Raw genomic sequence first — 20,975 nt, forward strand, 5'->3', positions numbered from 1 at the left:
GCCCGCCTACAATCGCCCGCAATCCCTGCTGTATCCATGAAGATTCTCATTTGTAACGACGACGGCTACCAGGCGCCCGGCATCCAGGCCCTGTACGAGGCGCTGCGCACGGTGGCAGACGTCGAGGTGGTGGCACCGGAGCACAACAACAGTGCCAAGTCCAACGCCCTGACGCTGAACGCGCCGCTGTATGTGCACCAGGCCCACAACGGCTTTCGCTATGTCAATGGCACGCCTGCGGACTGCGTGCACATCGCCCTGACCGGCCTGCTGGGCTACCGGCCCGACCTGGTGGTCTCGGGCATCAACAACGGCGCCAACATGGGCGACGACACCATCTATTCCGGCACCGTGGGCGCCGCCATGGAGGGCTTTCTGTTCGGCATTCCCTCCATTGCCTTCTCGCAGGTGGACAAGGGCTGGTCCGAGATCGAGGCCGCTGCCGCCGCTGCGCGCCAGCTGGTCATGGACATGCAATCGCAGGAACTGATCGGCCTGTCGCCCTGGCTGCTCAACGTGAACATTCCCAACATGCCCTTGTCCGCGCTCAAGCCCCTCAAGCTGTGCCGGCTGGGCCGCCGCCATGCGGCCGAACGCGTCATCACCCAGGAGAGCCCGCGCGGCGAAATGATGTACTGGATAGGCAGCGCAGGTGCGGCCAAGGATGACTCGGAGGGCACGGACTTCCATGCCACGGCGCACGGCCATGTGTCCGTCACGCCGCTGAAGGTGGACCTGACCGACCACGACAACCTGGGCTACTGGGCGCAGACGGCGGCCAGGCTGGCGTCGGCCGGCCAGGGCGGGGCGGTGCAACCGTGAGCGAGCGCCGTCCCGGAGTTCCCTCGTGGGTGGCGCGCTCGGTGCAGACCCCTGCGCCGGCCTCGCGCGCGGCGCCTGCGCGCTCTGCGCTGGCGCCGGCCGGTGCCCGTGTCCCGCAACAGCCTTCGGGCATCGGCCTGGACTCGGCCGCCGTGCGCGCCCGCATGGTGCAGCGGCTGGCTGCCACCGGCATACAGTCGCCGGCCGTGCTGGCCGCCATGGGATCGGTGGAGCGCCACCGCTTTGTGGACAGCGCCCTGGTCAACCAGGCCTATGAAGACACCAGCCTGCCCATTGGCCTGGGCCAGACGATCTCCAAGCCCAGCGTGGTCGCCCGCATGACCGAGCTGCTGCTGGGTTCGGAAGCCGCGAAGTCGGGCCTGGGCCGCGTGCTGGAAATCGGCACGGGCTGCGGCTACCAGGCGGCGGTGCTGGCCCGCGTGGCACGCGAGGTCTATTCGATCGAGCGCCTGCGCGGCCTGCACGAGAAAGCGCGCAGCAACCTGCGTCCCTGGCGGCTGACCAATGTCCATCTGATCTTTGGAGATGGCATGGAAGGCTATGGCAGCGGCGCGCCGTATGCGGGCATCATCTCGGCCGCTGGCGGCGAGAGCATGCCCTCGGCCTGGTGCGACCAACTGGCCGTGGGCGGGCGGCTTGTCGCCCCCATGGTGGTTACGGGTGGTAAGCAGGCACTGCTGGTGATTGACAAGAGTTCACACGGGTTTACGCAGTCGATTTTGGAGGCCGTGAACTTTGTCCCCCTAAAATCGGGCATCGCCTAGAAGGGAATAACTTATGTTGGTATCGCGAAGTCTTGGGGCTTGGGGAACGGTGGTGCTGGCCGGCATGGTTCTGGCAGGCTGCACATCCCAAGTGAACAGGGCTCCCGTGGAGGACCGTGGAACGACCACCACCTCCTCCACCTCTTCCTCGCCATCGGCAGCCGTCAAGCCGCTGCCCGGCGTCGAAAACGCCGGCAAGCCCGGCTACTACACGATCAAGCCCGGTGACACGCTGATCCGCATCGGCCTGGAAACCGGCCAGAGCTGGAAGGACATCGCGCGCTGGAACAATCTGGAGAATCCCAACCTGATCGAAGTCGGTCAGGTGGTGCGTGTCGTGCCGCCGACCAGCTCGGACAGCGTCGGCACGCGCCCCTCGTCCACCGCCTCCTCCACGCCCAGCGGCTCGCCCGTGGTGGCAACGCCGCTGCCGCCTGTGGCATCGTCGGGCGGCACCACGGCAACGCCTGCACCCGCACCGACCCCGGCACCCGCCCCTGCACCCGCAGCCGGCAAGGGCGCCGACGATGTGGACTTCATCTGGCCTGCATCGGGCAGCCTGATCGCCGGTTTTGACGAGGCGCGCAACAAGGGTTACGACATCGCAGGCAAGGCCGGCGATCCCGTGATGGCCGCTGCCGATGGCCGCGTGGTCTATGCCGGCGCCGGCCTGCGTGGCTACGGCAACCTGATCATCCTCAAGCACAACAACACCTACCTCACGGCCTACGCGCACAACCAGACGCTGCTGGTCAAGGAAGACCAGACCGTGCGCAAGGGCCAGAAGATCGCCGAGATGGGCAGCACCGACGCGGACCGCGTGAAGCTGCACTTCGAGGTGCGTCGCCAGGGCAAGCCTGTCGATCCTTCGCGCTACCTGCCTTCGCGCTGATGAGCCGCAGCACCAGGCAAACCGGACAAGCCCCTGCCCCGCAGGGGCTTGTTTCTTCTGCGCCCGGCGAATCGCCGTGGGAGCCGGTCGAGGACGAGGCCGAAGGCGGCGAGGTCGAGGCCGCCGCAGCCGAGCTGCGCGAGATCACCGTGCCGCCGGCCCAGCACGGCCTGCGCGCCGACAAGGTGCTGGCCGAATGCGTGGCCGAGTTCTCCCGCAGCTATCTGCAGCAACTGCTGGCGCAGGGCGCGGTCACGCTCAATGGGCGTGTGCTGGTCAAGCCGGCCACCAAGGTGGCCGCCGGCGACCGGATGGTGCTGGAGATGCGGCCCACGCAGCAGAGCATGGCCTTCCAGCCCGAAGACATGGCGCTGGACGTGGTGTATGAGGACGAGCACCTGCTGGTCGTCAACAAGCCGGCTGGCCTGGTCGTGCACCCGGCTCCGGGCAATTGGACGGGAACCCTGCTCAATGGCCTGCTGGGGCGCGACCCCAAGGCGCGGGAGGTGCCGCGCGCCGGCATCGTCCACCGCCTGGACAAGGACACCAGCGGACTCATGGTGGTGGCGCGCAGCCGCGCCGCCATGGACGCGTTGGTGGCCATGATCGCCGCGCGCGATGTCAGCCGCCAGTACCTGGCGCTGGCCCACAAGGCCTGGGGCCCGCGCAAGCGCCGCGAGGTCGATGCGCCCATCGGCCGCGACCCGCGCAACCGCCTGCGCATGGCCGTGGTCGACCTGGCGCAGCATGCAGGCAAGACCGCGCGCACCGACATCGACCTGCTGGCCGGCAACGAGGAAGTCAGCCTGGTGCGCTGCACGCTGCACACGGGCCGCACCCACCAGATCCGCGTGCACATGGCATCGCTGGGCCACCCGCTGGTGGCCGATGCCGTCTATGGCGGCAAGGAGGCTGGCGGCATGGCGCGCCAGGCGCTGCACGCCTTCCGGCTGGCCTTCATCCATCCCATGACAGGCCAGGCCCTGGTGCTGCGCGCGCCGCTGCCGCCCGATATGGCACAGGCGCTGGAAAATTGGGGGCTGAGCTACAATCCCGCCGAAAGCCTCTGACCATCTCTCGCATGGCATCCGTGGAGCGCTTGCTTCCTCTTCTTTGATTCGGCGCACCCTGGCTGCCACCTCTGGTGGCACGCGCGCCTTTGTTCCCGAGACGCTGAGCCATGAATACGGTAGATGCCAAGCGGGTCCTGGAAACTGCATTGATCTGTGCGCCGCAGCCTGTCACGCTGCGTGAGCTGCGCTCGCTGTTCGATGACGTGCTGGGCTCCGACACGCTGAAGGACCTGCTGCTGGACCTGCAGAAAGACTGGGCGCAAAAGGGTGTGGAGCTGGTGCAGGTGGCGTCTGGATGGCGCTTCCAGAGCCGGCCCGAGATGCGGGTCTATCTGGACCGGCTGCATCCCGAAAAGCCGCCACGCTACACCCGCGCGACCCTGGAGACGCTGGCGATCATCGCCTACCGCCAGCCAGTGACGCGTGGCGACATCGAGGACATACGCGGCGTGACGGTCAACAGCCTGCTGATCAAGCAACTGGAAGACCGGGGATGGATCGAGGTCATTGGCCACCGGGAAACCGTGGGCCGGCCCTCTTTGTTCGCCACCACGCGCCAGTTTCTGGACGACCTGGGCCTGCAGTCGCTGGACCAGTTGCCCATGCTCGAGGAGCCCGAATCCCAGCAAAGCCTGTTCAAGGCGCTGGAAGAGTCGGGTGCGCAGGAATTGGTTGCGGACGAGGCCGCGGCAGCCGGTGACGCTCTCTTGCCCGAAGAGCCCCCGGGCGAGGCAGATGCCATGGGATCGGCCGGGGCAGATGCCGCATTGGCAGCAGATACGGCTCAAGCAGATACAGCAGACCTGGCGGATGCGGCAGACGCAGCGGATGCGGCAGAGACAACAGACGCAACGGATACAGCGGATACAACGGATACGGACGGCACTGCAAAGCAGGCCGAAGAAGGAAAGCCATGACGGGTAGTGATATCTCCAAAGACCAGGACGCCCAGCCGGCGTCCGATGAGGCCGGCGCGCAGCGCAAGGCCCGCCCCGCGCGCTCGCGCGCTGCCAAGGCCGGGGCGCGGCCCGGCGCCAAGCCTGTGCGCAAGCCGCGTCCGGCCGCCGAGGCGGTGCATGCCGAAGACACCGTGCAAGAGCTGGTGACGGCTGATGCATCAGAGCCGACCGACTCAGGGTCTGTCGAAGGCTACGGTTTTGCGGACGTCATCTCGGGCGAGCTCGACGCTGCCGAAGAGCGCGACGATGCCGCGCCTGCCAAGCGCGTGCTGCTGCCCCAGGTCGATTCGCCCAAGCTGCACAAGGTGCTGGCCCAGGCCGGGCTGGGATCGCGCCTCGAAATGGAGCAGCTCATTCTTGAAGGCCGCATCTCGGTCAACAACGAGCCTGCCCACGTGGGCCAGCGCATCCAGTTCGGCGACCAGATCAAGGTCAATGGCCAGCCCATCCGCTTTCGCATCGACCCGCCGCCGGCGCGTGTCATCGCCTATCACAAGCCCGTGGGCGAGGTCGTCACGCATGACGATCCGCAAAACCGTCCCACGGTGTTCCGCAAGCTGCCTCGCCTGCAGCATGGCAAATGGCAATCGGTGGGTCGCCTGGACCTGAACACCGAAGGCCTGCTGCTGTTCACCAGCTCGGGCGAGCTGGCCAACTCCCTGATGCACCCGCGCTTCGGCCTGGAGCGCGAATACGCAGCCCGCGTGCTGGGCGCGCTCAGCAAGGAAGAAAAGCAGCGCCTGACCGACGGCGTGCAGCTGGAAGACGGCGTGGCCGCCTTCGGCTCCATTGAGGACGGCGGTGGTGAAGGCGCCAACTGCTGGTACCGCGTGACCATTTCCGAAGGCCGCAACCGCGAAGTGCGCCGCATGTTCGAGGCGGTGGGCCATGCCGTGAGCCGGCTGATCCGCATCCGCTACGGCGCCATGGTGCTGCCGCGCGGCCTCAAGCGCGGCGCCTGGGTGGAGCTGGACCAGGCCGATATCCAGTCCCTGGCTTCGGCAGCCGGCATGCAGGCGCGTGCGCCCGCTGCACCCAAGCCACCGGCCGGAGGCCGCCGTGGTGGCCCGGCAGACCGCAACACCGTTCGCCGCGAAGGCGGCGGCCGCTACTTCGACGGCAATCGCCCGGCGCCCAACGCCATGCTCGACGGCCCGCGTGCCAAGCCTGCAGCCAAGGGCGGCAAGGCTGACGGCGGCCAGGGACAGGGCAAGGGGCAGGGCAGCGCAGGCGGGCGGGGCAAGGGCGGCGGCAGCCAGCAGCCCGATCCGATGCGTACATCGGTGGGCTACATCGGCTCCGACAGCCTGTCGCGTGCACGCCAGAACGCCAAGCGCAAGCCGGGAGGACGCCGCTGAAAGGCGGCCGGGCCGTCCGCCTTCTGGTTCATTCAGCGGCGGTCGGCCCGCCCTGTAAGCCTGCCATTTGGCAGCACCATGTCATCAAGGACTTTGATGGCACAGCTAGAATCAACGGTTTTGTCCAATTGACAAAAATCCATAGTAACCCTGATTAGGAACCATTCAAATGGCCATCGAACGCACTCTTTCCATCATCAAGCCCGACGCCGTTGCCAAGAACGTGATCGGCCAGATCTACGCACGCTTCGAAGGCGCTGGCCTGAAGGTCATCGCTGCCAAGATGGTGCACCTGTCGCGCGGCGAAGCCGAGCAGTTCTACGGCGTCCACAAGGAGCGTCCTTTCTTCAAGGACCTGGTGGACTTCATGGTCTCCGGCCCCGTGATGATCCAGGCTCTGGAAGGCGAGAACGCCATCCTGAAGAACCGCGAACTGATGGGCGCCACCGACCCCAAGAAGGCTGAGAAGGGCACGATCCGCGCCGACTTCGCCGACAGCATCGACGCCAACGCCGTGCACGGCTCTGACGCCGCTGAAACTGCAGCCGTGGAAGTGGCTTTCTTCTTCCCCGGCATGAACGTCTACTCGCGCTAATCCCCGCGTCTTCCGCGGCCGTCATGGTCTGTCCGGTGCAGGCCATGCCTGCCGCGGAAGAGCCGAGAGCGGCGTGGCACCGGCCTGCCGACATGAATACCAATTTGCTAGATTTTGATCTCGACGGACTTGCCGCTTACTGCGAGCAACTCGGCGAGAAGCGTTTCCGCGCGACGCAGCTGTTCCGCTGGATCCACCAGCGAGGCGCCAGCGACTTCGACCAGATGAGCGATCTGGCCAAGTCCCTGCGCGAAAAGCTCAAGGCGTGTGCCCACATCACGGCCCTGCCGGTTCTGACCGAGCATGTGTCTGCCGATGGAACAGTCAAGTGGCTGTTCGACGTGGGGGGCGGCGATGCCGTCGAAGCCGTTTTCATTCCCGAAGATGACCGGGGCACGCTGTGCGTGTCGTCCCAGGCGGGCTGCGCCGTGGGCTGCCGCTTCTGCTCCACGGGTCACCAGGGCTTCAGCCGCAACCTCAGCACGGGCGAGATCCTGGCTCAGCTGTGGTATGCCGAGCATGCGCTGCGCAAGCGCCTGGGCACGGGCGGCGAGCGCGTCATCTCCAACGTGGTGATGATGGGCATGGGCGAGCCGCTGCAGAACTACACGGCCCTGGTGCCGGCGCTGCGCGCCATGCTCGATGACCATGGCTACGGCCTCTCGCGCCGCCGCGTGACCGTGTCCACCTCGGGCGTGGTGCCGATGATCGACCGGCTGTCCCAGGACTGCGCCGTGGCCATGGCGGTGTCGCTGCATGCGCCCAATGACGAGCTGCGCGACCCTCTGGTGCCGTTGAACCGCAAGTACCCCATCCACGAGCTGCTTGATGCCTGCGAGCGCTACCTGGAGTTCGCGCCCCGTGACTTCATCACGTTCGAATACTGCATGCTCGATGGCGTCAATGACCAGCCTGAGCATGCGCGCCAACTGATAGAGTTGGTCCGCGCGCGTGGCGATGGCCGCAGCTGGTGCAAGTTCAACCTGATTCCGTTCAATCCGTTCCCGGCCTCGGGGCTGCTGCGTTCACCCGCAGCGCGGGTGTCGGAGTTCGCCAGCCTGCTGAGCAATGCCGGCATCGTGACCACGGTGCGCAAGACACGTGGCGACGACATCGACGCAGCCTGCGGACAGCTGGCTGGCGATGTCAAGGACCGCACGCGCGCTGCCGAGCGCATGGCCAGGCAGCGCACCATTGTTCTCAAGCAGGTGCCTTGAGAAGACCTGGGGCATGCCTGGCATGCCCCGACGGAACAAAGGACAGTTCATGAAGTCAGTGGCTCGGCGGCTGCGAACGGGGGATTTCGATACAGGCATGCGCTGGGCAGTGCCCGCGCTGGTTCTTTTCTTGGCGGGCTGCGCAGGCAAGCAGCCTTTGGTGCCCCCGACGAATTCTGGCTCCGGCAACGCTTCCTCCGTCTCCAATGCCTCGATGGCTTCTGCCGCCGAGGTCGATCCCCGCCGCCGCGCAAGCATCCGCCTGGAGCTGGCGGCTTCCTATTTCCAGGCCGGCCGCATCGATGTGGCCCTGGAAGAGGTGAACCAGGCGCTGGCCTCCGACCCCAGTTCCGCCGACGGCTACGGCCTGCTGGCCCTGATCTACATGCGCAACCAGGACTGGGACCAGGCCGACGCCAGCCTGCGCAAGGCGATGTCGCTGCGTCCCCAGGACGGCGACCTGCAGCACAACTATGGCTGGCTGCTGTGCCAGCGCAAGCAATACGCGCAAGCCCAGGAATGGCTGGACAAGGCCCTGGCCCAGCCCGGCTACCTGGAGCGCCCCAAAACCTGGATGGCCAAGGGCCTGTGCCTGCAGCAGGCCGGCCTGCTGGTCGAGGCCCAGCAGGCGCTGCTCAAGGGCTATGAACTCGATCCCGCCAACCCGGTGATCGCCTACCACCTGAGCAACGTGATGCTGCAGGGCGGCGACGCCAAGAGGGCGCAGTTCTACATCCGGCGCCTGAACAGCAGTCCCCAGTCCAATGCGGAAAGCCTGTGGCTGGGGATCAAGATAGAGAGGGCGCTGCAGCAATCTGCAGCGATGCGGCAGCTGGCTGACCAGCTGCACCAGCGCTTCCCCGAGTCCCGCCAATGGCTGGCCTACGAGCGTGGAGCATTCAATGAGTGAGGTGTTGGCGGTGCATGACGAAGCAGGTACGCAAGGCGAGAACGCACAAACTTCCATGACGGCGGGCACGCTGCTGCGCCAGGCGCGCGAGGCGGCGGGTCTGTCTCTGGCCGGGCTGGCGGCGGCACTCAAGGTGCCAGCCCCCAAGCTGGAGGCGCTGGAGGCGGATGACTACGCCGCATTCCAGGACCATGTCTTCATGCGGGCTCTGGCGCAAAGCGTCTGCCGCACGCTGCGCATGGACTCGGCATCGGTGCTGGCCCTGCTGCCGCGCACCCAGCTCAAGAGCCTGGCCGATGATCGCGGCAGCATCAACGCCACGTTCAAGGAGCGCTCCTTCAAGGCCACCGGAACATCGCTGGGACGTGAAAACGGCTCGCGCAAGGTGGCCATCATCGTGCTGCTGCTGCTGGCCGCTGCCGCTGCCGTCTACTTCCTGCCCAAGCATGAAGGCGACGCCGAAGAGCCGCAGGCCGGCGCTTCCGATGCCGCTGCCCTGGTGCAGCCTGCAGGGACTGTGTCCGAGCCCGTGGCCGCCCAGGAGCCCGTTGCGCCTGCGGCGACGCCGCCGGCCGATGTGCCGGCTGCATCTGCCCCCGCATCTGCATCTGCATCTGCACCGGCAACTTCAGCGCCTGCAGCGGCAGCCGTTCCGGCTCCTGCGTCCACCACAACGCCTGCTGCCCCTGCAGCCGATGCGCCTGCCGAGGGCGCAGCAGCGACATCGGCAGCCACCGCGGCGCAAACGCCTGGTGGCGTGCTGGTCATGAAGGCCAACGCACAATCGTGGGTACAGGTCAAGGATTCCAGCGGCCGCGTGGTGCTGCAAAAGACGCTGGCGGCCGGTGAATCCATTGGCGCCGAGGGCGCCCTGCCGCTGTCGGTCATCATCGGCAATGCCAGCGGCACCGAGGTGCGTGTGCGTGGCGAATTGCTGGAAGTCGCCAAGACCACCCGCGACAATGTGGCCCGCTTTGAGGTGAAGTGACCGTGCAAGATCTCCCCATCACGCAGCAGCCGATAGCGATTGCCTCGACGCTGCCGCGCAAGTCCCGCCAGGCCCGTGTGGTCTGGCGCAACAACGTCGTCACCGTGGGCGGCGATGCGCCTGTGCGCGTGCAGTCCATGACCAACACCGATACGGTGGACGCGGTCGAGACGGCCATCCAGGTGCGCCAGCTGGCCCAGGCCGGCTCGGAGATGGTGCGCATCACCGTCAACACGCCCGAGGCTGCCGCCGCCGTGCCCTATATCCGCGAGCAGTTGGACCGCATGGGCGAGTACGTGCCGCTGGTGGGTGACTTCCACTACAACGGCCACCGCCTGCTCACCGAATACCCGGCCTGCGCCGAGGCACTGTCCAAGTACCGCATCAACCCCGGCAACGTGGGCAAGGGCGACAAGAAGGACAAGCAGTTCGGCCAGATGATCGAGGCGGCGGCCCGTTACGACAAGGCCGTGCGCATTGGTGTCAACTGGGGCTCGCTGGACCAGGAACTGATGGCCCGGCTGATGGACGAGAACTCGCGCCGCGCCCAGCCCTGGGACACGCGCCAGGTCATGTTCGAGGCGCTGATTTCCTCGGCCGTCGATTCCGCGCGCCTGGCCGAGTCTATGGGCCTGAATGGCGACAACATCATCCTGTCGTGCAAGGTCAGCGGCGTGCAGGACCTGATCTCGGTCTACCGCGCCCTGGCGCAGCGCTGCGACTATGCGCTGCACCTGGGCCTGACCGAAGCCGGCATGGGCACCAAGGGCACGGTGGCCTCGGCCGCCGCGCTGTCCGTGCTGCTGCAGGAAGGCATTGGCGACACCATCCGCGTCTCGCTCACGCCCCAGCCCGGCGAGGCGCGCACGCAGGAAGTGGTGGTCGCCTCCGAAATCCTGCAGGCCCTGGGCCTGCGCATCTTCGTGCCCAGCGTCACGGCCTGCCCGGGCTGCGGCCGCACCACCAGCACCACCTTCCAGGAACTGGCCAAGCAGATCGATGACTATCTGCGCGGCCAGATGCCGCTGTGGCGCATGAAGTATCCCGGTGTCGAGGCGATGAAGGTGGCCGTGATGGGCTGCATCGTCAACGGTCCCGGCGAGAGCAAGCACGCCAACATCGGCATCAGCCTTCCCGGCACGGGCGAGGCGCCCGCCGCCCCCGTCTACATCGACGGCGAAAAGGCGCTCACGCTGCGCGGCGAGCGGATTGCCGAGGAATTCCAGGCACTGGTCGAAAATTATGTGGCGCGCACCTATGGCGCCACCGCCGCTGCACCCGCCTGAGCGGCTGCGCCTGCAGTTATTGCAAAATAGATAGCGCGCCACGCTTTGCCTCATTGGCTCTCACGCGAAACAGGCGTTGAGAGCATGGGGCGAAAAAAGCGGGGTCAGCGCCTGTTTCCGAGCATTCATCGAACGAGAACAACGTGGCCAAACCCGAAAAACTTTCCGCCGTCAAAGGCATGAACGACATTCTTCCCGCCGAGTCCGCTCGCTGGGAATGGCTGGAAGCGCAGGTGCGTGAATTGATGGCGCGCTTTGCCTACCGCAACGTGCGCACGCCCATCGTCGAGCATACGCAGCTGTTCGTTCGTGGCATCGGCGAGGTGACGGACATTGTCGAGAAGGAGATGTACTCCTTCGAGGACAAGCTCAACGGCGAGCGCCTGACGCTGCGCCCCGAAGGCACGGCCAGCCTGGTGCGCGCCACCATCGAGAACAATCTGCTGTACGACGGCGGCAAGCGCATGTGGTACATGGGGCCCATGTTCCGCCATGAGCGCCCGCAGCGCGGCCGTTACCGCCAGTTCCACCAGATCGGCGCCGAGGCCCTGGGCTTTGCCGGCCCCGATGTCGATGCCGAACTCATCATGCTGGCCGTTTCCCTGTGGAAGCAGCTGGGCCTGACCCAGTGGCGCCTGGAAATCAACAGCCTGGGCCAGCCCGAGGAGCGCCAGGCACACCGCCAGGCCCTGATCGCCTACCTGGAGCAGCACCAGGACGTGATGGACGAAGAGGCCAAGCGCCGCATGTACAGCAACCCGCTGCGCGTGCTGGACACCAAGAACCCCGCCATGCAGGACATGGTCAACGGCGCGCCGCGCCTGCTGGACTTCCTGGGCGAGGGCTCGCTGGCCCACTTCGACGGGCTCAAGGCCATCCTGGACGCCAACGGCGTGCCCTGGACCGTGAACCCGCGCCTGGTGCGCGGCCTGGACTACTACAACCTGACGGTGTTCGAGTTCATCACCGACATGCTGGGCTCGCAGGGCACCATCTGCGCGGGCGGCCGCTACGACTACCTGATCGAACAGGTGGGCGGCAAGAGCGCGCCTGCCGTGGGCTGGGCATTGGGTGTGGAGCGCGTGCTGGAACTCGTCAAGGAGCTCGGCACCGACATTCCCGCGCCCACGCTGCATGCCTATGCCATCGTCCCCGATGTGGCGGCCATGCCCGTGGCGCTGCGCACCCTGCAGCAGCTGCGCGAGGCCGGTGTGCGCGTGCAGATGCACGCGGCCAGCGCCGAAGGCATGGGCAGCATGAAGTCGCAGTTCAAGAAGGCCGATGCCAGCGGCGCGCATTTCGCGCTGATCTTCGGCTCCGATGAGCTGCAGCAGGGCCTGGTCACCGTCAAGTCGCTGCGCGACGGCGCGGGCCAGCAGGTGCAGCAAGCCCTGGCTGATGCGGCCCAATGGGCTGCCACCCTACAATCGGCGGTTTGACCAGCATCCGCAGCTTTTCAAGCGACCGCTCCAGCGGCGACCTCCATACATAAAGCGACACAGGCGATCCATGGCAAACCATTTCGATCTCGAAGAACAAGAGCAGATAGAGCAGCTCAAGCATTTCTGGAATACCTGGGGCACGTTGATCACCGGCGTGCTCGTGGTCATCTTCGTCGGCTTTGCCGGCTGGAATGGCTACCAGTACTGGGAAAAGCGCCAGGCCACGCAGGCTGCCGCTCTGGCGCATGCCGTTGACGTGGCGCTGGCTGGCAAGGACGCGGCGCGCGCCGGCCAGGCCTTCGCCGATCTCAAGGACAAGTACGCCGGCACCACGCAGGCGGCCCAGGCCGGCCTGCTGCTGGCCAAGGCTGCAGTGGACGAAGGCAAGCTCGATGACGCCAAGGCAGCCCTGAGCTGGGTGGCCGACAAGGGCGACGAAGGCTACAAGGCCCTGGCCAAGCTGCGCCTGAGCGCCGTGCTGGAGCAGCAAAAGCAATACGACGAAGCCCTCAAGGCGCTGGAAGGCAGCATGCCCGAATCCTTCGCCGGCATCGTGGCCGATCGCCGTGGCGACATTCTTGCGGCCCAGGGCAAGCAGGCCGAGGCCATTGACGCCTACCAGCGCGCCCATGCCGCCCTGGACAAGGGCGTGGACTATGGCCGTCTGATCGAGTTCAAGCTCAATGCGCTGGGTGCTGAACCCACCGTGCTGGCACAGGCCAAGACGTCGACTTCGGAGAAGCAACCTTGAAAACCTCGGCTGATCAATTGATGGCGATTTCGCGCCCGCGCGGCGTTGCGCGCTGGATGGCTCTGGGCCTGCTGGCCGGTGCCCTGGGTGGCTGCTCCACCGTGTCCTCGTGGTTCAGCAGCGACACCAAGCCCAAGCCCCAGGAGCTGGGTGCCAACCCCGGCCTGCTGGCCGTGCACCAGGCCTGGACCGCCAAGCTCGGCGCCGAAGTGCCGCTGGCCACCGACATCCATGTGCAGGGCGACACGCTGTTGATCGCTGCCAAGGACGGCAGCGTCACGGCCCTCGATGCACGCAACGGCAGCCAGCTGTCGCGCTTCACCGTGGGCGAGCCGCTGACCGCGGGCGTGGGCGGTGACGCCGAGCGCCAGGCCGTGCTCACGCGCAGCAACCAGGTCATCGTCTACTCGCAAGGCAAGCAGCTGTGGAAGCAGCCGCTGCCCGCAGCCGCCTACACGCCGCCTCTGGTGGCGGGAGGCCGCGTCTTCGTGCTGGCAGCCGACCGCTCGCTGGCCGCTTTCGATGCCGCCAACGGCCGCAAGCTGTGGACCGCGCAGCGCCCGGGCGAGCCCCTGGTGCTGCGCCAGCCCGGCGTGCTGATCGCCGTGGGCAACACGCTGGTGGCCGGCCTGTCGGGCCGCATGGTGGGTATTGATCCCGACACCGGCGCCGTGCGCTGGGAGGCCCCGCTGGCCAGCCCGCGCGGCACCAATGACGTGGAGCGCCTGGTAGACCTCGTGGGCCGCGTCAGCCGTGTCAGTGACAGCGTCTGCGCGCGTGCCTTCCAGGCTGCCGTGGGCTGTGTGGATACGCAAAACGCATCGGTGCGCTGGACCCAGCCGTCCAAGGGTGCAGATGGCATCGACGGCGATGGTGATGCCGTGTTCGGCGCCGAGAGCAATGGCACCGTCCAGGCCTGGCGCCGCGGCGACGGCTCGCGCGTGTGGTCCATCGACCAGCTGCAGCACCGCCGCCTGACGGCGCCGTTGATGCTGGGCCGCTCGGTGGTGTTTGGTGATGACTATGGTGTGGTGCACCTGCTGTCCAAGACGGACGGACAGGCGCTGGCACGATTGAAGACGGACGACTCCGGCGTGGCCTCGCCCCCGGTATCGGCTGCCAATACGCTGGTGGTGGTAAGCCGCAGCGGAACTGTGTACGGCTTCAGGCCGGATTGATAGGTATTTTCGGGAATGAAGCCAGTTATTGCCCTGGTAGGGCGACCCAATGTGGGCAAATCGACGCTGTTCAATCGGCTGACCAAGTCGAGGGATGCAATCGTCGCGGATTTCGCGGGCCTCACGCGTGACCGCCACTATGGACAGGGCCGCCAGGGTAAGCACGAGTACATCGTGATCGATACCGGCGGTTTTGAGCCAGATGCATCCAGCGGCATCTTCAAGGAGATGGCGCGCCAGACGCAGCAGGCTGTTGCCGAGGCTGACGTCGTGGTCTTCGTTGTCGATGCGCGCCTGGGCATGTCCGCCCAGGACCACGACATCGCCAAGTACCTGCGCCGGCTGGGCAAGCCCTGCGTGCTCGTGGCCAACAAGGCCGAGGGCATGAAGGAAGGCGTGCAGCTGACCGAGTTCTACGAACTGGGCCTGGGCGATGTGCTGCCGGTTTCCGCAGCACACGGGCAGGGCGTGCGCGACCTGCTCGACCTGGCCCTGGGCCAGCTCAACCTGCCCGAGCCCGAGGAAGACGACCCGTTCGACGATGTGGCCCAAAAGCCCATCCGCCTCACCGTGGCAGGGCGCCCCAATGTCGGCAAATCCACGCTGATAAACACCTGGCTGGGTGAGGAGCGGCTGGTCGCCTTCGACATGCCGGGCACCACGCGCGACGCCATCTCGGTGCCCTTCGAGCGCGCCGGCCAGAAGTTCGAGCTGATCGACACGGCAGGCCTGCGCCGCAAGGGCCGGGTGTTCGAGGCCATCGAGAAGTTCTCCGTGGTCAAGACGCTGCAGGCCATCGAAAGCGCCAACGTCGTGCTGCTGCTTATCGATGCCACGCAGGGCGTGACCGACCAGGATGCGCACATTGCCGGCTACGTGCTGGAAAGCGGCCGTGCCGTGGTGCTGGCCGTGAACAAATGGGATGCGGTGGACGACTACCAGCGCCAGATGCTGGAGCGCTCGATCGAGACGCGCCTGTCCTTCCTCAAGTTCGCTCCCATGCATTTCATCTCGGCGGAAAAGCGCCAGGGCCTGGGTCCGCTGTGGAACTCCATCATCCAGGCGCACAAGGCTGCCACCTGCAAGATGCCCACGCCGGTGCTCACGCGCCTGCTGATGGAGGCCGTACAGTTCCAGACGCCCAAGAAGACGGGCATCTACCGCCCCAAGATGCGCTATGCGCACCAGGGCGGCATGAACCCTCCGGTCATCGTCATACACGGCAATTCGCTCGAGCATGTGACGGAAGCCTACAAGCGCTTCCTCGAAGGGCGATTCCGCAAGGAATTCAATTTGGTCGGCACGCCGTTGCGGATCGAGTTGAAAACCTCTCATAATCCTTTTGCCGACAAGGACAAGTAACAAGCCACGGGATTTCGGGAAAACCCTTGTGCGAACAAGGGCCCCAAAACACTGTGGTAAGGTGTCGGTTTACAACAACACTCTTCGAACACGGAGAATATCGTGAGCAACAAAGGCCAACTCCTCCAAGACCCGTTCCTGAACGCGCTTCGCCGCGAACATGTTCCGGTGTCCATCTACCTCGTCAACGGCATCAAGCTGCAAGGCCAGATCGAATCCTTCGACCAGTACGTGGTTCTGCTTCGCAACACCGTCACGCAGATGGTTTACAAGCACGCCATCTCCACCATTGTTCCCGGCCGCGCCGTGAACTTCTCCACGGCCGAAGCTGCCGGCAGCGACGCCAGCGCTTGAGCTCGCGGCGCCCTGATGCCTCCCCGCACAGCCGGGGAGCTTCCTCACCCTTCGGGAGAGGTTTTTCTTGAGTTCTGAATCTTTTGACCGGCCCACGCCAACGCCAGTGCTGCTGGTGGGCGTGGATTTCGGCTTTCCCCATTTCGATGGCGAGTTGGAAGAGCTGGGCCTGCTGGCCGGCACGGCCGGCCTGCGTCCCGTTGCACGCCTGACCTGCAAGCGCAAGGTGCCCGATGCGGCGCTGTTCGTGGGCAGTGGCAAGGCCGACGAAATCCGCATGCTCGCCCAGATGCACGGTGCCCAGGAAGTGCTGTTCGACCAGGCCCTGAGCCCGGCCCAGCAGCGCAATCTGGAACGCCATCTGCAGATGCCGGTCAACGACCGCACTTTGCTGATCCTGGAGATCTTCGCCCAGCGCGCCCGCAGCCATGAAGGCAAGCTGCAGGTGGAGCTGGCGCGCCTGCAATACGTGGCCACGCGCCTCGTGCGGCGCTGGACCCACCTGGAGCGGCAGATGGGCGGCATCGGCGGCCGTGGCGGCCCTGGCGAAAAGCAGATCGAGCTGGACCGCCGCATGATCGACGAGTCGATCAAGCGCACCAAGGAGCGGCTGCAGAAGGTCAAGAAGCAGCGCGCCACGCAGCGTCGGCGGCGCGAGCGCCATGGCATCTTCAATATCTCTCTGGTTGGCTACACCAACGCCGGCAAGTCCACGCTGTTCAATGCGCTGGTCAAGGCGCGCGCCTATGCGGCCGACCAGCTGTTCGCCACGCTGGACACGACCACGCGCCAGCTGTACCTGAATGAAGCCCAGCAATCGGTGTCCCTGTCGGATACCGTGGGGTTCATCCGCGACCTGCCGCACGGCCTGGTCGATGCATTCCAGGCCACGTTGCAGGAGGCGATCGATGCCGATCTTCTGCTGCATGTGGTCGACGCCTCCAATCCGAATTTCCCAGAGCAAATCCAACAAGTCCAGAAAGTTCTGAAGGAAATCGGTGCCCAGGAGGTGCCTCTGGTACTGGTTTTCAACAAATTGGACGCCGTCGATCCGGAGCGGCTTCCAGCGCAGTTGCAGGACCAGTACGAGCTTGACGGGCTGCCTGTTTCACGGGTGTTCGTCAGCGCCCGCTCCGGCGAGGGGCTGCCGCAGCTGCGGCAGTTGCTGGCCGAGCATGCGCTGCGCGCGGAGGCGGAACACGCCGAAGCGCACGGTGGTGATGAGCGGGATCAGGAGGAGGTGGATGGCGCGATGCCCCCTGGGCAGGACGCCGAATACTAGGGGCTAGCGCCCTGATTGGGCAAAATGCCGATTGGGTCCCTGTCTTTACCGAAGAAACCGAGACTTCTCGCATGAATCTTTCACAACGCGCCCATCGCTGGGCGATGCTGCCGCAGCGCCTTCGCGGGATGTTCAACCTGAATGATCCGCGATGGGGACGTGGCGACGACAAGAACGACGATGCTTCGCGCCCCGATGCCGACCGTCCCGCGCCGCCGCCCCCGCCTGCGGAACCTGCACGCGACAACCGCGACAGCCGTGACAACCGCCCCTCGTCGGGCGGCGGCCAGCCGCCTGATCTGGATGAGCTGTGGCGCGACCTCAACCGCAAGCTCTCGGGGCTGTTCGGCGGCAAGCCGGGCGGCGGCCGTGGCCAGCCGCCCATCCGCAATGGCGGCGGCAGCCAGCCGCCGGACATGCGCAGCGCCGGCATGGGCGTGGGCCTGATCGCCGGCATTGCCTTCATCATCTGGATGGGCACGGGCATCTTCATCGTCCAGGAAGGCCAGCAGGCCGTCATCACCCAGTTCGGCAAGTACAAGAGCACGGTGGGCGCCGGCATCAACTGGCGGCTGCCGTACCCGATCCAGCGCCATGAACTGGTCTTCGTGACGCAGATCCGCTCGGCCGACGTGGGGCGCGACACCATCATCAAGAGCACGGGCCTGCGCGAGTCGGCCATGCTCACCGAGGACGAGAACATCGTCGAGATCAAGTTCGCCGTCCAGTACCGCCTGAGCGACGCGCGCGCCTGGCTGTTCGAGAGCAAGAACCCGTCCGAGGCCGTGGTCCAGGCCGCCGAGACTGCCGTGCGCGAAGTCGTCGGCAAGATGAAGATGGACACGGCGCTGGCCGAGGAGCGCGACCAGATCGCCCCGCGCGTGCGCGACCTGATGCAGACCATCCTGGACCGCTACAAGGTGGGCGTGGAAGTCGTGGGCATCAACCTGCAGCAAGGCGGCGTGCGTCCGCCCGAGCAGGTCCAGGCCGCCTTCGACGACGTGCTGCGTGCAGGCCAGGAGCGTGAGCGTGCCAAGAACGAAGCGCAGGCCTACGCCAACGACGTGGTGCCGCGCGCAGCCGGCTCGGCGGCGCGCCTGCTGGAAGAGTCCAACGGCTACAAGGCCCGCATCGTGGCCCAGGCCCAGGGTGATGCGCAGCGCTTCAGCTCGGTGTTCACCGAGTACCAGAAGGCTCCCCAGGTCACGCGCGACCGCATGTACCTGGAAACCATGCAGCAGATCTACGGCAACGTGACCAAGGTGCTGGTGGAATCGCGCCAGGGCTCCAACCTGCTGTACCTGCCGCTGGACAAGATCATGCAAGGCGTGAGCGGCAATGTGCCGGCAGCCGACAGCTCGGCGGCCCCCAGCACCCAGGCGCCTGCGCCTGCCGCCATTCCCGGCCTTTCGAACGATGCGCGCAGCCGCGACAGCAGTCGCAGCCGTGACCGCGAAGCACGCTGAGGAGCAGCCCAAGTGAACCGAGTTGGATTTTTCATCACCAGCATTCTTCTGGCGCTCGCGCTGCTCAGCTCCATGCTGTTCGTCGTCGATCAGCGCCAGTTCGGCGTGGTCTATGCCCTGGGTCAGATCAAGGAAGTGATCACCGAGCCGGGCCTGAACATCAAGATGCCGCCGCCGTTCCAGAACGTGCGCTACATCGACAAGCGCCTGCTCACGCTGGACAGCACCGACACCGAGCCCATGCTCACTGCCGAAAAGCAGCGCGTGGTCATCGACTGGTACGTGCGCTGGCGCATCTCCGATCCGTCGGAGTACATCCGCAATGTGGGCCTGGACGAGTCGGCCGGCGCCATGCAGCTCAACCGCGTGGTGCGCAATGCCTTCCAGGAGGAAATCAACCGCCGCACCGTGCGCGAACTGCTGTCCAGCAAGCGCGATGCGCTGATGAACGACGTCAAGCGCGAAGTGCTGGAGACCGTGCGCGGCGCCAAGCCCTGGGGCGTGGACGTGGTCGATGTGCGCATCACGCGCGTGGACTATGCCGAGACGATCACGGAATCGGTCTACCGCCGCATGGAAGCCGAGCGCAAGCGCGTGGCCAACGAGCTGCGCTCCACCGGCGCCGCCGAAGGCGAGAAGATCCGCGCCGAGGCCGATCGCCAGCGCGAGATCACCATCGCCAATGCCTACCGTGATGCCCAGAAGGTCAAGGGCGAGGGCGATGCCGAAGCCGCCCGGACCTACGCCGAGGCCTTTGGCAAGGACCCGCAGTTTGCGCAGTTCTACCGCAGCCTGGAGGCCTACAAGGCCAGCTTTGCCAAGAAGAGCGATGTGCTCGTGCTCGATCCTTCGCAGACCGATTTCTTCAAGGCCTACCGCAGTGGTGGAAGCTCTGGAAAATAAGCGCGCCTGAGCGGCAACGCCGCCCGGCCCCTGCACGGCGCCCCTGTTGGGGCGCCGTTTTTTCTTGCGCCGCCGCTGTCGCCCGTGCACCGAATCGATTCGGAATACCGAACACCCGCCGTGGGCCTTGGGTCACCCCCAATTTGGGCTGGCCCGCAACAGCCGGTAGAATCACGTTTTTAACAGCCTCCCCCTTTTCCATGTCTGCTTGGGTCCTGCCGGATCACATCGCCGATGTCTTGCCTTCCGAGGCCCGGCACATCGAAGAATTGCGTCGAGGCCTGCTCGATACAGCGCGTGGCTATGGCTATGAACTGGTCATGCCGCCCATGCTGGAGTACCTCGAATCCCTGCTCACCGGCACAGGGGAGGCGCTGGACCTGCAGACCTGCAAGCTCATCGACCAGCTGACAGGCCGCACCATGGGTCTGCGTGCAGACACCACGCAGCAGGTGGCCCGCATCGACGCCCATCTGCTCAACCGCAAGGGCCTCACGCGCCTGTGCTACTGCGGCCCCGTCGTCCATGCCCGCCCTGACCGCCCCCGCGCCACGCGCGAGCCGCTGCAGTTCGGTGCCGAGATCTACGGCCACCAGGGCATGGAAGCCGACCTGGAGGCACTGCACCTGGCGCTGGACTGCCTGCGCAGCGCAGGCGTCACCAACATCAATGTCGATCTGGCCGATGTGCGCATCGTGCGCAGCCTGCTTGCTGGCGTGATGGTGGACATGCAGGTGCTGCGCGGCGTGCACGCTGCGCTGGCCGCCAAGGATGCGAGCGAACTCGAGCGCCTCACGCGCGACTTCCCTGCCGCCTCGCGCGAGGGACTGATGGCCTTGCTGCAGCTGTATGGCGGCATCGAGGTGCTGGACCGCGCCGAGAAGCTGCTGGCCCGCACCGCAGGCGTGCAGCCGCTGCTGGACCAGCTGCGCTGGCTGGCGCAGCGCCTGGAGGGCGTGAGCGTGAGCTTCGATCTGGCCGATCTGCGCGGCTATGCCTACTACAGCGGCACGCGCTTCGCCATCTATGTGCCGGGTGCCAGCGATGCGCTGGTGCGCGGCGGCCGTTATGACGAGGTGGGTGCGGTCTTTGGCCGCAACCGGCCCGCCGCCGGCTTCAGCCTGGACATCAAGCAGCTCGTCGCCGTCGTGCCCGAGCGCCCGCTCAAGGCTGCCATCCGCGCGCCCTGGGGCGACGATCCCCAGGTTGCGGCTGCCATTGCTGCATTGCGCCGGCAGGGCGAGACCGTGGTCTGCGTGCTGCCAGGGCATGAAAGCGAAGTGGACGAATTCCACTGCGACCGCGAGCTCGTGCAGGTTGCCGGGCAGTGGGCCGTGCAAGCCATCTGACGC

At 66.2% G+C, this 20,975-nt stretch carries 20 protein-coding genes; all 20 read left to right on the forward strand.

The window, feature by feature from the left end:
- Window positions 1-36 precede the first annotated feature (36 nt).
- Complete coding sequence (gene surE, locus LGR64_RS05120) at window positions 37-822, forward strand: 5'/3'-nucleotidase SurE (RefSeq protein WP_043782596.1); 786 nt, start codon at window positions 37-39, stop codon at window positions 820-822.
- The gene (locus LGR64_RS05125) at window positions 819-1,607 is read left to right on the forward strand and encodes a protein-L-isoaspartate(D-aspartate) O-methyltransferase (protein WP_013801166.1); all 789 of its coding nucleotides are present in this window, start codon (window positions 819-821) and stop codon (window positions 1,605-1,607) included. Before surE ends, LGR64_RS05125 begins: the two co-directional genes overlap by 4 nt.
- 13 nt (window positions 1,608-1,620) lie before the next feature.
- Window positions 1,621-2,499: a peptidoglycan DD-metalloendopeptidase family protein gene (locus LGR64_RS05130; protein ID WP_034396301.1), complete on the forward strand. Its 879-nt coding sequence runs from the start codon at window positions 1,621-1,623 to the stop codon at window positions 2,497-2,499.
- On the forward strand, window positions 2,499-3,569 hold the full coding sequence (locus LGR64_RS05135; RefSeq protein ID WP_230355048.1) for an RluA family pseudouridine synthase: 1,071 nt from the start codon (window positions 2,499-2,501) through the stop codon (window positions 3,567-3,569). Before LGR64_RS05130 ends, LGR64_RS05135 begins: the two co-directional genes overlap by 1 nt.
- A gap of 110 nt (window positions 3,570-3,679) precedes the next feature.
- Window positions 3,680-4,489 (forward strand): SMC-Scp complex subunit ScpB, encoded by an 810-nt coding sequence (gene scpB, locus LGR64_RS05140; protein ID WP_230355049.1) that lies wholly within the window; start codon window positions 3,680-3,682, stop codon window positions 4,487-4,489.
- Window positions 4,486-5,889, forward strand: a complete 1,404-nt coding sequence (locus LGR64_RS05145) for a pseudouridine synthase (RefSeq protein ID WP_230355050.1) — start codon at window positions 4,486-4,488, stop codon at window positions 5,887-5,889. Before scpB ends, LGR64_RS05145 begins: the two co-directional genes overlap by 4 nt.
- 169 nt (window positions 5,890-6,058) lie before the next feature.
- Entirely contained in the window at window positions 6,059-6,484 is a 426-nt protein-coding gene (gene ndk / locus LGR64_RS05150) for a nucleoside-diphosphate kinase (RefSeq protein ID WP_012206822.1), read from the forward strand.
- A gap of 92 nt (window positions 6,485-6,576) precedes the next feature.
- Window positions 6,577-7,701: a 23S rRNA (adenine(2503)-C(2))-methyltransferase RlmN gene (gene rlmN / locus LGR64_RS05155; protein ID WP_230355051.1), complete on the forward strand. Its 1,125-nt coding sequence runs from the start codon at window positions 6,577-6,579 to the stop codon at window positions 7,699-7,701.
- A gap of 49 nt (window positions 7,702-7,750) precedes the next feature.
- The gene (gene pilW, locus LGR64_RS05160) at window positions 7,751-8,611 is read left to right on the forward strand and encodes a type IV pilus biogenesis/stability protein PilW (protein WP_442873801.1); all 861 of its coding nucleotides are present in this window, start codon (window positions 7,751-7,753) and stop codon (window positions 8,609-8,611) included.
- Complete coding sequence (locus LGR64_RS05165; RefSeq protein ID WP_230355052.1) at window positions 8,604-9,599, forward strand: RodZ domain-containing protein; 996 nt, start codon at window positions 8,604-8,606, stop codon at window positions 9,597-9,599. The genes pilW and LGR64_RS05165 overlap by 8 nt, the downstream gene beginning before the upstream one ends.
- A 2-nt stretch (window positions 9,600-9,601) precedes the next feature.
- Window positions 9,602-10,885, forward strand: a complete 1,284-nt coding sequence (gene ispG, locus LGR64_RS05170; protein ID WP_230355053.1) for a flavodoxin-dependent (E)-4-hydroxy-3-methylbut-2-enyl-diphosphate synthase — start codon at window positions 9,602-9,604, stop codon at window positions 10,883-10,885.
- A gap of 179 nt (window positions 10,886-11,064) precedes the next feature.
- Complete coding sequence (hisS, locus tag LGR64_RS05175) at window positions 11,065-12,324, forward strand: histidine--tRNA ligase (protein WP_216595210.1); 1,260 nt, start codon at window positions 11,065-11,067, stop codon at window positions 12,322-12,324.
- Between the two features lie 70 nt (window positions 12,325-12,394).
- Window positions 12,395-13,078, forward strand: a complete 684-nt coding sequence (locus LGR64_RS05180) for a YfgM family protein (protein WP_012206816.1) — start codon at window positions 12,395-12,397, stop codon at window positions 13,076-13,078.
- Between the two features lie 20 nt (window positions 13,079-13,098).
- Window positions 13,099-14,256 carry an outer membrane protein assembly factor BamB gene (gene bamB / locus LGR64_RS05185; RefSeq protein ID WP_141834795.1) on the forward strand — a complete coding sequence of 386 codons (1,158 nt, stop codon included), beginning with the start codon at window positions 13,099-13,101 and terminating at the stop codon, window positions 14,254-14,256.
- 15 nt (window positions 14,257-14,271) lie between these two features.
- The gene (der, locus tag LGR64_RS05190) at window positions 14,272-15,618 is read left to right on the forward strand and encodes a ribosome biogenesis GTPase Der (protein ID WP_012206814.1); all 1,347 of its coding nucleotides are present in this window, start codon (window positions 14,272-14,274) and stop codon (window positions 15,616-15,618) included.
- Window positions 15,619-15,720: 102 nt separating this feature from the next.
- On the forward strand, window positions 15,721-15,972 hold the full coding sequence (gene hfq, locus LGR64_RS05195; protein WP_012206813.1) for an RNA chaperone Hfq: 252 nt from the start codon (window positions 15,721-15,723) through the stop codon (window positions 15,970-15,972).
- Window positions 15,973-16,039: 67 nt separating this feature from the next.
- A complete protein-coding gene (hflX, locus tag LGR64_RS05200) occupies window positions 16,040-17,254 on the forward strand; it encodes a GTPase HflX (RefSeq protein ID WP_141834423.1) in 1,215 nt (404 codons plus the stop codon).
- 71 nt (window positions 17,255-17,325) lie between these two features.
- Window positions 17,326-18,720, forward strand: a complete 1,395-nt coding sequence (gene hflK / locus LGR64_RS05205) for an FtsH protease activity modulator HflK (protein WP_012206811.1) — start codon at window positions 17,326-17,328, stop codon at window positions 18,718-18,720.
- A 12-nt stretch (window positions 18,721-18,732) separates the two neighbouring features.
- Window positions 18,733-19,623, forward strand: coding sequence for a protease modulator HflC (hflC, locus tag LGR64_RS05210; protein ID WP_063325331.1), 891 nt, complete (start codon window positions 18,733-18,735; stop codon window positions 19,621-19,623).
- Window positions 19,624-19,823: 200 nt separating this feature from the next.
- Window positions 19,824-20,972, forward strand: coding sequence for an ATP phosphoribosyltransferase regulatory subunit (locus LGR64_RS05215; RefSeq protein WP_012206809.1), 1,149 nt, complete (start codon window positions 19,824-19,826; stop codon window positions 20,970-20,972).
- Window positions 20,973-20,975: the final 3 nt, after the last annotated feature.

Source organism: Delftia sp. Lp-1 (genome assembly GCF_020523835.1).
GTDB classification, from domain to species: domain Bacteria; phylum Pseudomonadota; class Gammaproteobacteria; order Burkholderiales; family Burkholderiaceae_C; genus Comamonas; species Comamonas acidovorans.

Coding starts and splice junctions, on each gene's coding strand:
- surE (WP_043782596.1), top strand. CDS start 37: ATGAAGATTCTCATTTGTAACGACGACGGCTACCAGGCGCCCGGCATC.
- LGR64_RS05130 (WP_034396301.1), top strand. CDS start 1,621: ATGTTGGTATCGCGAAGTCTTGGGGCTTGGGGAACGGTGGTGCTGGCC.
- LGR64_RS05135 (WP_230355048.1), top strand. CDS start 2,499: ATGAGCCGCAGCACCAGGCAAACCGGACAAGCCCCTGCCCCGCAGGGG.
- scpB (WP_230355049.1), top strand. CDS start 3,680: ATGAATACGGTAGATGCCAAGCGGGTCCTGGAAACTGCATTGATCTGT.
- LGR64_RS05145 (WP_230355050.1), top strand. CDS start 4,486: ATGACGGGTAGTGATATCTCCAAAGACCAGGACGCCCAGCCGGCGTCC.
- ndk (WP_012206822.1), top strand. CDS start 6,059: ATGGCCATCGAACGCACTCTTTCCATCATCAAGCCCGACGCCGTTGCC.
- rlmN (WP_230355051.1), top strand. CDS start 6,577: ATGAATACCAATTTGCTAGATTTTGATCTCGACGGACTTGCCGCTTAC.
- pilW (WP_442873801.1), top strand. CDS start 7,751: ATGAAGTCAGTGGCTCGGCGGCTGCGAACGGGGGATTTCGATACAGGC.
- LGR64_RS05165 (WP_230355052.1), top strand. CDS start 8,604: ATGAGTGAGGTGTTGGCGGTGCATGACGAAGCAGGTACGCAAGGCGAG.
- hisS (WP_216595210.1), top strand. CDS start 11,065: ATGAACGACATTCTTCCCGCCGAGTCCGCTCGCTGGGAATGGCTGGAA.
- LGR64_RS05180 (WP_012206816.1), top strand. CDS start 12,395: ATGGCAAACCATTTCGATCTCGAAGAACAAGAGCAGATAGAGCAGCTC.
- bamB (WP_141834795.1), top strand. CDS start 13,099: ATGGCGATTTCGCGCCCGCGCGGCGTTGCGCGCTGGATGGCTCTGGGC.
- der (WP_012206814.1), top strand. CDS start 14,272: ATGAAGCCAGTTATTGCCCTGGTAGGGCGACCCAATGTGGGCAAATCG.
- hflK (WP_012206811.1), top strand. CDS start 17,326: ATGAATCTTTCACAACGCGCCCATCGCTGGGCGATGCTGCCGCAGCGC.
- LGR64_RS05215 (WP_012206809.1), top strand. CDS start 19,824: ATGTCTGCTTGGGTCCTGCCGGATCACATCGCCGATGTCTTGCCTTCC.